Annotated in this window: 13 protein-coding genes; 9 read left to right on the top strand and 4 right to left on the bottom strand. The window is 61.7% G+C overall.

The genetic code is table 11. The features are described from left to right. Position 1: 1 nt before the first annotated feature. Complete coding sequence (gene der, locus C0V97_RS04410; RefSeq protein ID WP_127101096.1) at positions 2-1,408, top strand: ribosome biogenesis GTPase Der; 1,407 nt, start codon at positions 2-4, stop codon at positions 1,406-1,408. Further along, complete coding sequence (locus tag C0V97_RS04405) at positions 1,405-2,001, top strand: isochorismatase family cysteine hydrolase (RefSeq protein ID WP_127101094.1); 597 nt, start codon at positions 1,405-1,407, stop codon at positions 1,999-2,001. The genes der and C0V97_RS04405 overlap by 4 nt, the downstream gene beginning before the upstream one ends. Before the next feature lie 27 nt (positions 2,002-2,028). Here C0V97_RS04405 and C0V97_RS04400 read toward each other — a convergent pair whose 3' ends face one another. Next, positions 2,029-2,667: a YitT family protein gene (locus C0V97_RS04400; protein ID WP_233581965.1), complete on the bottom strand. Its 639-nt coding sequence runs from the start codon at positions 2,665-2,667 to the stop codon at positions 2,029-2,031. A 97-nt stretch (positions 2,668-2,764) separates the two neighbouring features. Between C0V97_RS04400 and C0V97_RS04395 the strand changes: the two genes are divergently transcribed. Then, positions 2,765-3,721, top strand: a complete 957-nt coding sequence (locus C0V97_RS04395; protein ID WP_127101092.1) for a LysR family transcriptional regulator — start codon at positions 2,765-2,767, stop codon at positions 3,719-3,721. A 50-nt stretch (positions 3,722-3,771) separates the two neighbouring features. On the opposite strand, the gene C0V97_RS04390 is transcribed toward C0V97_RS04395, so the two are convergent. Continuing rightward, entirely contained in the window at positions 3,772-5,112 is a 1,341-nt protein-coding gene (locus C0V97_RS04390) for a gluconate:H+ symporter (protein WP_127101090.1), read from the bottom strand. A 263-nt stretch (positions 5,113-5,375) separates the two neighbouring features. Here C0V97_RS04390 and C0V97_RS04385 point away from each other — a divergent pair, with 263 nt between their 5' ends. The 4 genes from C0V97_RS04385 (at position 5,376) to C0V97_RS04370 (ending at position 9,141) form a co-directional block, all read left to right on the top strand. Next, entirely contained in the window at positions 5,376-6,125 is a 750-nt protein-coding gene (locus C0V97_RS04385; protein ID WP_127101088.1) for a dienelactone hydrolase family protein, read from the top strand. Positions 6,126-6,128: 3 nt separating this feature from the next. Then, positions 6,129-7,493 (top strand): MFS transporter, encoded by a 1,365-nt coding sequence (locus C0V97_RS04380; protein WP_127101086.1) that lies wholly within the window; start codon positions 6,129-6,131, stop codon positions 7,491-7,493. A 92-nt stretch (positions 7,494-7,585) separates the two neighbouring features. Continuing rightward, the gene (locus C0V97_RS04375; RefSeq protein WP_158625336.1) at positions 7,586-8,110 is read left to right on the top strand and encodes an HD domain-containing protein; all 525 of its coding nucleotides are present in this window, start codon (positions 7,586-7,588) and stop codon (positions 8,108-8,110) included. Further along, positions 8,107-9,141: a DNA polymerase beta superfamily protein gene (locus C0V97_RS04370; protein WP_127101082.1), complete on the top strand. Its 1,035-nt coding sequence runs from the start codon at positions 8,107-8,109 to the stop codon at positions 9,139-9,141. The genes C0V97_RS04375 and C0V97_RS04370 overlap by 4 nt, the downstream gene beginning before the upstream one ends. Positions 9,142-9,148: 7 nt before the next feature. On the opposite strand, the gene C0V97_RS04365 is transcribed toward C0V97_RS04370, so the two are convergent. Then, entirely contained in the window at positions 9,149-9,802 is a 654-nt protein-coding gene (locus C0V97_RS04365; protein ID WP_127101079.1) for a methyltransferase, read from the bottom strand. Continuing rightward, positions 9,799-10,719 (bottom strand): 4-hydroxybenzoate octaprenyltransferase, encoded by a 921-nt coding sequence (gene ubiA, locus C0V97_RS04360; protein ID WP_127101077.1) that lies wholly within the window; start codon positions 10,717-10,719, stop codon positions 9,799-9,801. The genes C0V97_RS04365 and ubiA overlap by 4 nt, the downstream gene beginning before the upstream one ends. A 75-nt stretch (positions 10,720-10,794) precedes the next feature. Here ubiA and C0V97_RS04355 point away from each other — a divergent pair, with 75 nt between their 5' ends. Both C0V97_RS04355 and C0V97_RS04350 read left to right on the top strand, forming a co-directional pair. Beyond that, positions 10,795-11,517: a 16S rRNA (uracil(1498)-N(3))-methyltransferase gene (locus C0V97_RS04355; protein WP_127101075.1), complete on the top strand. Its 723-nt coding sequence runs from the start codon at positions 10,795-10,797 to the stop codon at positions 11,515-11,517. 57 nt (positions 11,518-11,574) lie between these two features. Further along, on the top strand, positions 11,575-12,957 hold the full coding sequence (locus C0V97_RS04350; RefSeq protein ID WP_127101073.1) for a glutamate--cysteine ligase: 1,383 nt from the start codon (positions 11,575-11,577) through the stop codon (positions 12,955-12,957). Positions 12,958-12,959 lie beyond the last annotated feature (2 nt).

The following is a 12,959-nucleotide window of genomic DNA, read 5'->3' as shown; positions in this document are numbered from 1 at the left end:
CGTGACTGACTCTTCTACTCTTCCGCTCGTTGTTATCGCCGGGCGTCCCAATGTCGGTAAATCGACTCTTTTCAACCGGCTGGTAGGGCGGCGTCAGGCCATCGTGTCTGACATGCCGGGCGTCACACGCGATCGCAAGGAAGGAGAGGCCCTGCTGCGCGGGCGCAAGGTGCGCCTGATTGATACAGCCGGTCTTGAAGAGGCGGCGCCTGACACCTTGTTCGGCCGGATGCGCGCCTCATCGGAATCGGCGGTGGCCCAGGCCGATCTGGTCCTGTTCTGTATCGATGCCCGCGCGGGCGTCACCCCCGCTGACAAGCATTTTGCCGCCTGGCTGCGCAAGCAGAACAAGAAGGTGATGCTTCTGGCCAACAAGGCCGAGGGCGCAGCAGCGACCAATGAGGTGCTCGAGGCCTATTCGCTTGGCCTCGGTACCCCTCTCGCGCTTTCTGCGGAGCATGGCGAGGGTATCGCGCATCTGATGGGCGAGATTGCCGACCGTCTGCCCGAGGGGGAGCGCGTACGCGAGAAGCCCCGCTCGCGTGCCAAGCCGCTCGATGAGGATGGCGAGGAAATCGAGGAGCGCCCTGCGGGGCCGTTGCGCCTCGCAATTGTGGGACGACCCAATGCCGGAAAATCGACGCTTCTGAATTGCCTGCTCGGCGAGGAACGCATGATCACCGGGCCAGAACCCGGTCTCACGCGTGATTCAATTGCTGTGTCGCTTCATGATGAAATTGGCCCGATTCAGCTTGTGGATACGGCAGGTTTGCGTCGCAAGGCACGCATCGAGCAGGATCTCGAGCGTATGTCGGTCTCCGCCTCCATCGAGGCCCTTAAAATGGCCGAGGTGGTCGTGCTCACGCTCGACGCCACACTTGGCGTACACGAGCAGGACCTGCAGATTGCCCGGCTGATCGAGCGCGAAGGCCGCGCCTGCGTTCTCGCTCTGAACAAATGGGACGCGGTCGAAGATCGTGCGGCAACGCGCCAGGCGATCGCGGATCGTATCGAGACGTCGCTCGCACAGATGCGTGGCATTCCGGTGGTCACCTTCTCGGCCCTGACCGGTGCGGGGGTGAACAAGCTGCTCCCCGCTGTGCGCCGTGCGCATGAGGTCTGGAACAGCCGCGTGACCACGGGCGAACTGAACCGCTGGTTCGAGGCGGCACTGGAGCGGCATCAGCCGCCACTGGTGGATGGTCGTCGCCTGAAACTGCGCTACATGACGCAGGCCAAGTCGCGTCCGCCGACCTTCATTCTGTTCGGTACGCGCGCCGAACTGCTGCCTGACGCGTATAAGCGCTATCTGGTCAACGGGCTGCGCGAAACCTTTCACCTGCCCGGCACACCCATCCGTTTGCAGTTGAGGGGCACCAAGAACCCCTATGCGGAGAACAAGTCATGAGCCATACCGCCCTTGTGTTGATCGAATATCAGAATGATTTCGTCACCGAGGGCGGGGCGTTGCATGACGGTGTGAAGGCGGAGATCGCGCGCACAGGGATGATCGATCGTACTATTGCCCTGGTGCGTGAGGCGCGCGCCAGAGGCGTGCAGATCATTTGGGTACCGATCGAATTTGCCCCGGGCTATCCCGAGCTTCCTGCCGAACCCTACGGGATACTGGCCGGGGTCAAGGCCACCTCGGCATTCCGCAAGGGCGAGTGGGGCGCGCAGATCATTGAGGCATTGACGCCGTACGACGAGGATGTCGTAATTGCCGGCAAGCGGGGACTTTGCGGCTTCGCGAGCACCAATCTGGATTTCGTTCTGCGTCATAACGGCGTCACGCGTGTGGCGCTGAGTGGTTTTCTGACCGATTGCTGTGTGGAATCGACCATGCGTACGGCTTATGAGCTGGGCTATGACGTGATCACTCTGACCGATTGCACGGCCAGCCTCTCGCAGGCGCAGCATGAGGCCGCTATCGCCTATACCTATCCCATGTTTTCACGTCCCATGACGTCGCGGGACTTTCTGGAAACGCTCCCTTCCTGACCGGATCATGAACGCGTATCGGGAGTCTCAATGCCCGATATAGCGTCCCGGCCGGTGATAAACGATCAGGATACCGCTCGTCGCGACGGCGCTGACAAGAGACAGAACGATCTTGTCTTTGGGCAGGAAGAACGCTGAGACGGTCAGGATGACGACGTCGATCGCGATCTGCACACGCCCCGCATTGATGCCCCGCGACTTCTGTAGCCACAACGTGACAATGCCTGTGCCGCCGACACCGGCCTGATGACGGGCAAGGCACAATATACCGAGCCCGATGATCGTGCCCGCAAAAAGGGCGCAGAAGAGCGGATTAATGTCCGACACCGTGATGACGCGCGGCATCAAACCGCCAAAGACCGTGACCCCCATGCTCGCGATCATGGTCCTGACCGCAAAATTCGGGCTCATGGCTTTCAGGGCGAATGCGAGGAAGGGAATGTTGATGAGCGTGAAGAGCAGACCCGGCGAGAGCGGCAGGAAATAGGACAGCAGAAGCGCGATCCCCGCCATCCCGCCCGTCACCAGCCCGGCCTTGTGCAGACAAAGGATGCCCATCACGATCAGAGAGCATCCGATCAGAAAGGCATAGACGTCCTCAGCGAGCGAATGGCGCAATCCGCCTGTATGCGGCGTCGATATAACGGTCGAGGCAGATGGGCCCATGGGAGCGAACTCGCAATTGCGTGAAAGCGCCTGCTTTACGCCTGCCTATAGCAATAAGATAATATGATCTTCAGATCGGCTATATAGGATTCTACCTATGGTACCCCCGCAGATCACTTTTCGTGAATTGAGCCATTTCCTTGCGGTTGTCTGTCAGGGGGGATTCGTCAGAGCCAGCGAAGCGCTACATGTCAGTCAGCCTTCGGTCAGCCAGAGTGTCCAGTCTCTCGAGACAAAGCTCGGCACGCAACTGATCGTCAGGGGTAGAAAAGCGATTGCCCTGACCGAGAAGGGGGAAGTCCTGAGGCGTTACGCCGAGCGTACCTTGCGAGAGGAGATGAGCCTGCGCGACATCATGGGTAGAGACAGTCAGGGCCTGGAGGGGCGTTTGCGCGTCACCGTACCTCCGGCGCTTTCCTCGGTATGCTTCCCCGCAATCATCGAGAGTTTTTGTCGTGAGCATCCCGGCGTGATGCTCGAAATCGACGAATCACCGTCTGAAAAGCTTATGCCGCGCTTGCGTGGAGGACAGACAGAAATTGCGGCACTCATCGTGCCTGGCGGTGAAGAAGCGCTGCATTTTTACCCTCTCGGGCGGGACCATCTCTGCCTCGTAGTGCCTGACGCCCATGACCTCGCGGAACGGCGTTCCTGCGCCCTGTCGGAAATCATCCAGGAGCGGGTGGCGCTGCTCCGAGAGGACTTCAAGATCAACCGTTTCATCCTTCAGGCCTATGCCGGGCATGGCGCGAAGCCGCGCGTGGTTGGGCGCACAGGGGATATCCATCTGCTCATGGCCATGGTCCGGTCGGGGCTCGGGCTCGGTATCATCCCTTCCGCCCTGTGTCGTGGCGTCTGGATGGAGGGGGTGAGGGCGCTGCATCTGCACTCACCTGTCATGGGTTTCGATTGGGCACTCGCCACGCGGCGGGACCATGGGCTTTCACCGGCTGGTGAGGCATGGCGCAAAACCTGCCTGGAGCATTTCACCCACTCGATCCTCCCGGAGGAAAACCTCCTGGAGGAAGGCTCCTCGCGGGGGCGCCCCTCGTAGGTCAGTGTTCAGAAGGAACGCCCCTAGGCGCCGTATCGGCCCGCCCTTGGTCAGATCACCAGCGAGGCCAGAAGGCAGAAGCCGAGGCCAAGAAACGCGATCAGGGTTTCGATCACGCACCAGGTCTTGATGGTCTGGGGCACGGTCAGGCCCAGATATTCCTTGATCTGCCAGAAGCCCGCATCATTCATGGGGCCGAAGGCGACCGAACCGGCACCCGTAACAAGCACCATGAGTTCGGGCGAGACGCCATGGCTCTTGAGAAGGATCGGTCCGGCAATGCTCGAGGCCGTGCTCATGGCAACAGTCGCCGAGCCACAGGCCACACGCACGATCACGGCCAGAAGCCAGCCCAGCACCAGAATTGGGACGTTGAAATTCAGCGCCGTGTCGGTGATTACCTTGGACACACCACTATCGACCAGTTCGCGGCCAAAACCACCGCCGGCTCCAACCAGAAGCATGATCAGCGCGGTCGGGCCAAGGCACTCATTGGTAAAATGCAGGATCGTCTCACGGGAGAAACCGCGCGCCAGACCTAGAACGTAGAAGGACAGGATCACTGCCAGAACGAGGGCGATATCGGTATTGCCGATGAAATGGAGCGCCGTATTCAGTGTCGTGTCGGGCGCCGAGACGCGATCGGCTACCGAGGCGACCAGCATGAGCACGACGGGCGAAAGAATGGTGAACACCGTAATCGCAAAGCCCGGCATGTTCTTGGGTTGCTCGCGATTGACGAATTGTTCGGCCAGCGGATTGGCCTCTGTCAGCGGAACGCGCGGTGCGATGAACCGCGCGAAAAGCGGTCCGGCGATGATCGCAATGGGTGTGCCGATCAGGATACCCAGGAAGATCGTATGGCCGGTATTGGCATGATAGGCCGAGAGTGCCAGCAGGGTCGCCGGATGGGGCGGGATCATGGCATGGGTCACGGACAGTGCTGCGCCCATGGGCAGGGCCACGCGCAGCAGCGGCATATCGGTACGCGCCGCCAGCACGAAAGCGAGCGGGATAAGCAGTACGAACCCGACCTCGAAAAACACCGGGAGTCCGATAAGGAGCCCGATGATCATCATGGCCCAGTCCACACGCGACCGGCCCGCGCGGTTCGAAATCGTCAGGGCGATCCGGTCTGCCCCTCCTGATTCGGCCAGCATCTTGCCCAGCATCGTACCGAGCGCGATCACGGTCCCGACATGGCCGAGCACATGGCCCGCGCCCTCCTCGAAGGATTTCACCACCTTGTCGGCAGGCATTCCGGCGGCGAGCGCGAGAGCAAGCGATGTCGTGAACAGCACGATGAACGGGTTGAGCCTGAAATAGGCGATGAGGACGACGATCGCGAGGATCGCGGCGGAGGCAAGGGAGATGGCAAAAAGCGCAGACATGGCGTGATCTCGGGGGCCGAAACGGGTTTCTGTCAACGTGTCGAACCCTGTCAGGATGTTCACATATTGGGCAGGTTTCTTACAACCCGCATCCTCGCTGGCTTTGCGCGTCGGGATTTCTGGATCGATCCAACGGACGTTGTGGGGGGTGACGCGAGTCGGCGCTTGCGGCGGGCATGGCGCCGCGACCCCGGAGGCTCTATGCACGAAAGCCCTGCGTGATCGGCTCGCCCGATTCCATCACCGTTGAAGGAGAGATTTCCGTGCTGATTCGTAGCGACGAGAAAGCAGATATCGACACCCCGACAGGGACGATGCGGGTCCACCTCTTTCGGCCGACGCGCCCCGGTCATTTCCCGGCAGTGCTGCTTTTTTCCGAGATCTATCAGGTAACGGCACCCATCGAGCGCCTGGCGGCCATGATTGCCGGGCAGGGCTATCTGGTAGCCGTGCCGGAAGTTTATCATGAATATGAGGCTCCGGGCTGCGTGCTGGCCTATGACAAGCCAGGCACGGATCGTGGTAACGACCTCAAATATACCAAACCCATCGGGCAATTCGACAGCGACAACATGGCCCTCATCGATTGGCTGCGAGGCCATGACGCCTGTAGCGGCCGGTTTGGCGCCTTTGGCGTGTGTCTGGGCGGGCATCTGGCGTTTCGTGCGGCGCTGCATCCGGCCATCGAGGCGACGGCCTGTTTCTATGCGACGGATCTGCATACCGGAACGCTCGGTGGTGAGCGTGCAGATGGGACGCTGGCCCGGGCGGCCGAGATCAGGGGTGAACTCATGATGGTCTGGGGACGCCATGACCCGCATGTTCCCTATGAAGGCCGCAAGCAGATACGTGATGCACTGGAGGCAGCTGCGGTCGCTCTGGAATGGCATGAGGTGGACGGTCAGCACGCGTTCCTGCGTGACGGCGCTCCGCGTTTCGACGCCGCTCTGTTCCTGGCCGGGATGACCTGGACCAACACGCTGTTCCAGCGCGTCTTCATCGCCCAGAGCTGAGCCATGAGCCCGGCACCACAGGCAGATGGACTGTACGGAGCCGAGCGCGCCAAGGCGATGCTGGCGGTGGCGCTCGCTGTCCTGCTTTCGGTGCTGGATTACGCTGTCGCCAATGTCGCTCTGCCCAGCATCGCGCATGATCTGCATATTGCATCGTCGCAATCCATCTGGGTGATCAACGCCTATCAGCTCGCCTCGCTCTCGATGCTACTGCCGCTCGCATCGATCGGGGCCCGGATCGGCTTCGCGCGGATGTGTCGCCTGGGGATCGCGATCTTCCTTGTCGCGTCCATTCTGTGCGCGTTGTCGCATACCCTGCTCGAACTGGCGCTTGCCCGCGCGCTGCAGGGCATGGGGGGTGCGAGCATCATGAGCGTGGCCATCGCGCTCATACGGTTCATCTATCCCAAGGCAGAGCTTGGGAAGGGTCTGGCCCTGAACGGGCTGATCATCGGCACCGGGGTGGCGCTGGGGCCGACCGTTGGGTCGCTTGTCATGTCCGTGGCCGACTGGCCCTGGATTTTCTGGATCAATGTGCCGCTCGGCCTGGCCGCCCTGGGGCTGGCCAGCATTGCCTTGCCCGTCACGCCGCGCTCGGACAAGAACGTCGATCTTCCGGCCGTCGCGCTCACGATTGCGGCTTTCACCTTCACGGTCATTGGGGTTGACGACGCGGTGCATGGCGGTTTGCTCAGCGCTCTCGCCCTGTCCGGGATCGGGGTCGGGTGCTGGGCGGCATTGCTGCGCTATCAGCGTGGCAAGAGCGAACCTGTCGTGCCGGTGGATCTTCTGGGAGTGCCGTCGTTCCTGATCGCCTTCATCGTGGGGCTGACCGGGTTCGTGGCGTCGAATTTCTTTATCATCGCCATGCCCTTCACGCTTGAGACCGTGTTCCATCGCCCTGCTACCGTGACGGGGTTTCTGATCACGCCCTGGGCGGTTGGCGTTGCGAGCATGTCGTTTCTGATCGGTCGATGGACAGACCGGATTCCGGCGGCCCAGCTCTCAAGTCTCGGCCTCGCTGTGACAGGGTGTGGCTTCGCTCTGCTCTGGCAGCTACCCAGCGATGCCAGCAATTTCGATATCATCTGGCGTACCTGGCTCGCAGGATCGGGGTTCGGCATGTTCCAGCCGCCGAATAACCGCGTGATGATGCTGGCTGCTCCGCGCGGGCGTGAGGGTAGCGCGAGTGGCCTTGTCTCGGTGGCCCGGCTGGGAGGGCAGACGCTCGGCGCCTTGCTGGTGGCAAGTGTCTTCCGGTTCAGTCTTCATGCCTCCACACTGTGTCTGCTCTGCGCCATGATCATTGCCTGGCTTGGTGCAGGTTTGAGTCTGGGACGGACGATCCGGTTCAGCCGCAGAGGTTGATCGCTGAGCTGTGAGGCGGCGCATCGCCCGAGCTGCGCTATGCCGGGGGTGGATCCGGTGTGAGCCGGAAGATGTACAAGAGAGAAGAGCTCATGAACGGCCTTGTTCGTCGCGCCAAGATCTTCGCGACCCGAGCCCATGCCTCGATCGGGCAGAAACGCAAATATGACGGTCAGGATTACATCGTCCATCCAGAGGCGGTTGCGCTGATCGTGGCGACCGCCGGTGGGCGGCCCGAGGCTGTGGCGGCCGCATGGCTGCATGATGTGGTCGAGGATACGCCAGTCACCCAGGCCGAGATCAACGCTCGTTTCGGGCCGGATATCGGCGCTCTGGTAGAGATGCTGACCGATGTCAGCCGCCCCGAAGACGGTAATCGTGAAATGCGCAAGGCGCTCGATCGGGCGCATTCCGCCCGAGCGAGCGCCGAGGGGCAGACGATAAAGCTGGCGGATCTGCTCGATAATGCCCGCTCCATCATCCGGCACGATCAGGATTTTGCCGTGACCTTCCTGCGTGAAATGCGCCTGCTGATGCCCCTTCTGACCAAGGGGGATCGCGGTATTCATGACACGCTCGACACCGTGCTGAGTGCCTGGGAGCGTTCACGCTCATGACTCCGGTCATACGCATGGTCGCGGGGGCGCATCTTTATGGCACCGACACCGTGTCTTCCGACACGGATCTCAATGGCGTTTTCCTGCCCGATGCGCGTGATATCCTCCTGCAATCCTGCCGTGATGTCGTCGTACAGCAACGGAAGAAGCATCGCGGGGAGCGCAATCAGCCCGGCGATATCGATGAGACCGGTTTCGCCCTCCATCGCTTTCTCGATTTTCTGGGTCAGGGTCAGATCGTCGCTCTCGACATGATCTTCACTCCGTCACAATTCTGGCTTGAGAAGCCCCACCCGGTCTGGCACCGCATCGTCGAGAACCGGCGCAACCTGATTGGTCTGAATGCTGCGAGTTTTCTGAAGTATTGCCGAGCCCATGCGGTGCGGCTTGGCGCGCGTGGAACGAGGCTCTCCGAACTGACCCGCATGGTCGATTTCATCGACAACGCGCGATCGGAACACGGCGCTTCGACCAGGCTGGATGATCTTGGAAGCTCGCTGCCGGACTTCATCGCGGCGTCAGGCTTTTCACATATCGCGATCGTCCCGCTCGATCAGCCGGATCCGAGAAGGGCTGTTGCCCATCTTGACTGTGCTGGCCGCAAAATGCCGCTCCGCACCAGGCTGAACGATGCGCAAGCGCTTTTGGCCCGTGCTGTTGCCAGCTATGGTGATCGCGCGGCCGCCGCTGGTACGGGGCATGACTGGAAGGGGCTCAGCCACGCGTTGCGCGTGAGCTATCAGACCAGAGAATTGCTGGGCACGGGCCACATCACCTTCCCGCGCCCCGAGGCAGCGCTTCTGCGCGCCATCAAATGTGGCGAGCGTGATGCGGAAGAGACGGGCGCGCAGCTTGAAGCGCTCATGGCCGAGATCGAGGGTCTGACGGAAACCACCCAATTCCTGCATACAGAGCCCGACGGAGCGCTGCGCGATTCTCTCGTCTGCGATAGCTATGCCGAGATCATAAACGCCCAGCGTGATGGTGGTTTCGTCCACCCTCAGGGTCAAACCGCGAGCGCACGACGCTAAGAATCTCTTAGCCGGGCGAAGGGAGGATACGGCAAAGCCTTGTCTCCCGCTCGGTCTTGCCTTCGAGTTCCATTGTCGTCGGGAGTGTCGCCGAAACGAGGATCTCGATACCGTCTTCAGGGGCGTAGGGACGGCCCGGATCGGCCATCCACACGTCCATGGTCCGGGCGCAGCGGCGAAGCCAGGGGATGATGCGATCCGCCATCTGCTGATTGTAGCAGACGTCGCCGCAAAGCAGCAGGTCGATCCCTTCAGGCACGATGCCGACCAGATCGCTCGTCACCGGTAACACAGACATCTTGTTCAGTGCGGCGTTCAGGCAGGCGGCTTCGAGCGCGAGCGGATCGATATCGTTGACGCGCACGGCCCCCGCGCCAGCCTGGGCGCAGGCGATCCCCGCAAGGCCCCCGCCACAGGCGAAATCAAGCACAGACTTCTCCCTGACCCGTTCGGGCTGATCCAGGACGAAGCGCGCCAGCAACTGACTTCCTGGCCAGGCAAAGGCCCAGAAAGGCGGCTCGATATTCAGTGCTGCCAGATGCGCCTCTGTCGCCTGCCAGATCGGCGTGATCTCGGTGGCGAGATGCAGTGCGATCTCGGGTACCAGAGGCGCCGCCGTTATGACCGTCTGACTGCTGATGAAGGTGCGGGGGTCTTTCATGAGAGGGCTCTGCCGCAGATCAGGGCAAGGGCCAGCACCATGCCGAAGGGAACGTTCTGACGAAAAAGGGCCAGGCAGAGCGCGGGCTCGCGGATATCCAGCCGCCCGATCTGACGAAAGAGCATGAAAGCCGCCAGGGCTGCGATCGGCCAGGCGATCCAGTGAAGGGGGGACAGCGCCATGGCTGTGGCAATGAGAAGCAGGGCAGCGCCATAGCAACTCCCGATGAAGCCACGCGCCTGTCCAGCCCAGAGCCGCGAGGTAGAGCGCACCCCGATACGGGCATCGTCATCCATGTCCTGGAACCCGTATATCGTATCAAATCCAAGCTGCCAGAGGATGGTGCCCGCATAGAGCAACGCACACACCCAGTCGATCCTGCCCGCGCTGGCGGCATAGCCCATGGGCGCACCAAATCCGAAGGTGAATCCCATGACGAGCTGAGGCCACCAGGTCACGCGCTTTGCGGCGGGGTAAAGCCCGACGAGCAGCAGGGCGAGCGGTGCCAGAGCCCAGCATAGAGGAGGCAACTGAAACAACACGAAGGCACCGATGGCGAGCAGAAGCGCAAGGGTGACAAGCGCCTGACGTACCGTAAGCCTGCCGCTGGCAAGGGGGCGCCCCGCCGTGCGCGCGACCTGAGCATCGATCTTGCGATCCCAGATGTCATTGACCACGCATCCCGCCGAGCGCATCGCGAGCGAGCCAATTGCGAAAAGCAGGATCAGCGCGGCGCGATGCAGGGAGGATGCGCCCTCGGCCAGTTCAATGCCCCAGATACCCGGCAGGAGCAAAAGCCAGGTCCCGACCGGACGATCGAGCCGTGCGAGCAGGATATAGGGCCTGATACCCTCAGGGAGGCGGGCTACCCAACCATGAGCGCGTATATCGGTGTGGGGCACGGTCTGGCGCGTCATTCGGGTCTCCATGTCGTCATCCCGGTTCAATGCGTCTATGAACGGGGAACGTCAATCGCGCATCAAGAGGGTTTCATGCAGGACGCTCCCCGGCTTCATATCGACTCGCTGCAGCCCATGATGGGCGAGGGTGCCGCCATAGCGCTCGATCCGGGCCAGATGCGTTATCTTGCGACCGTGCTCCGGCTCGTGACGGGCGATAGCGTACACCTGTTCAATGCCGAGGCGGGAGAGTGGGAGGCACGGCTGGAGATCCAGCGCAAGGACAGGGGGCAGGCGGTGCTCACCCGACAGCACCGCGCCCCTGTCGTGACGCATGGCCCGGTTCTGGTCTTTGCGCCGCTCAAGCGCGATGCCACCGATCTCGTGCTCCGCATGGGCACCGAAATGGGGGTGACGCGTTTCTGCCCGGTCATTACGGAGCGTACCAACACGCATCGCATCAATGCCGAGCGTTTTCACGCGATCGCGCTGGAAGCCGCCGAACAATGTGAGCGGCTCGATATACCGGCGATCGAACCGCTCCGCCCGCTAATGCAGGTTATGGATGAATGGGATCGGTCGCGGCCGCTTTTTGCGGCTCTGGAACGACAGCCAGGCGCGCTCGTTGAGAGCGTACCCCAGGACCATGCGCTTCTGATCGGACCGGAGGGCGGGTTCACGGAAACCGAACGTCGCCTGCTGGGCGCGCATGGGGCCGTAACCCCGATTTCGCTCGGGAATCTGATTCTGAGAGCCGATACCGCAGTGGTTGCCGGTCTTGCCCAGTTGGCGTTTCGCGTCTCACAGTCCATATAGGACGAAACTTCTCAGTTTCTTTTTCCAGAAATCCCCTTCGAGGCTCCAGTACCGCCCATGTCTAATCCCGGTGACCTGAACGATACGCCCATCGAAAACAAGGCCCAGCTCGTCGCTCTGCTTGCGGAGGGGGCCAAGCCGCAGGAATCCTGGCGTATCGGTACGGAGCATGAGAAATTCGGTTTCGTTCTGCCGGGTGATCGATCCGGCCGCGAGGCGTTTTCGCCGCCACCCTATGCGCCGGGCGGTATCGAATCCCTGCTCGAGGCACTCAAGGGCAATGGTGACGACTGGCAGGCCATAGAGGACCACGGCAAGCTGATCGGCCTCAAAGGGCAGGGCGCGCATAAGGGCGAGTCGGTTTCTCTTGAGCCGGCAGGGCAGTTCGAGTTATCCGGCCGACCGGTTGCTGACCTGCACGAGACCCGCGCCGAAATGGATGCCCATTTCTCTGCGCTGCGTGAGCCCGCTGCGGCTCTCGGATTGGGTTTCGCGCCGCTCGGGTTCCAGCCGCTCTGGTCCCGTGACGCCATGCCGATCATGCCGAAGAGCCGCTACGCCATCATGCGTCGTTATATGCCCAAGGTGGGATCGCTCGGTCTCGACATGATGACCCGTACCTGTACGGTCCAGGTCAATCTCGATTTTGGCTCCGAAGAGGATATGGCCCGCAAGATGCGCGTCTCTCTGGCCTTGCAGCCATTGGCCACCGCGTTTTTTGCGAACTCTCCCTTCTATGAGGGCAAGCCCAATGGCCTGCTCTCGAACCGCGCCCATATCTGGACCGATACCGATAATGCCCGTTCGGGCATGCCACCCTGCTGCTTCGACGAGAATTTCGGCTTTGAGCAATATGTCGACTGGGTTCTGGACGTGCCGATGTATTTCGTGATGCGCGAAGGTGAGATCCGTGATGTCGCCGGTGCATCCTTTCGTGACTGGCTTGCGGGAAAGTCGCAGAGCGTCCTGGAAGGGCTGACCCCGACCATGGGTGATTTTGAAGATCATCTGACTACGGTTTTCCCCGATGTGCGCCTCAAGCAGTTTCTGGAAATGCGCGGTGCCGATGCAGGAAGTCCGGCGATGATGCTCGCACAATCCGCGCTCTGGGTCGGTCTGCTTTATGACCCGGCCACATTACTGGCGGCTGAAGCTCTGGTGCGCGAACAGGATTGGTCCAGCTATCGCGCCTTGCGCGGGGCGGTGCCAGCCCAAGCCATGAACGCGTCCTTTCCCGGGGGGCTGCGCACTTTGGCGCAGCGCGTAGTTGCTCTGGCAGGGCAAGGGCTGCACGCGCGCGGCCTGGGTGAAGAATCCTACCTCGCCCCTCTTGAAGCCATTGCCGCTGGCGCGCCGACCCAGGCTGAGACCTGGCTCGAGCGCTTTAACGGTGTGTGGCAGGGCGATGTCCGCCCGATCTTCCAGGAAGCCTCGATCTGAGC

The sequence above is a fragment of the Asaia sp. W19 genome (assembly GCF_003994335.1).
Taxonomy (GTDB): Bacteria; Pseudomonadota; Alphaproteobacteria; order Acetobacterales; family Acetobacteraceae; genus Asaia.
The sequence above is the reverse complement of the archived record's forward strand: the minus strand, read 5'-3'. Positions and strand labels throughout refer to the sequence as shown.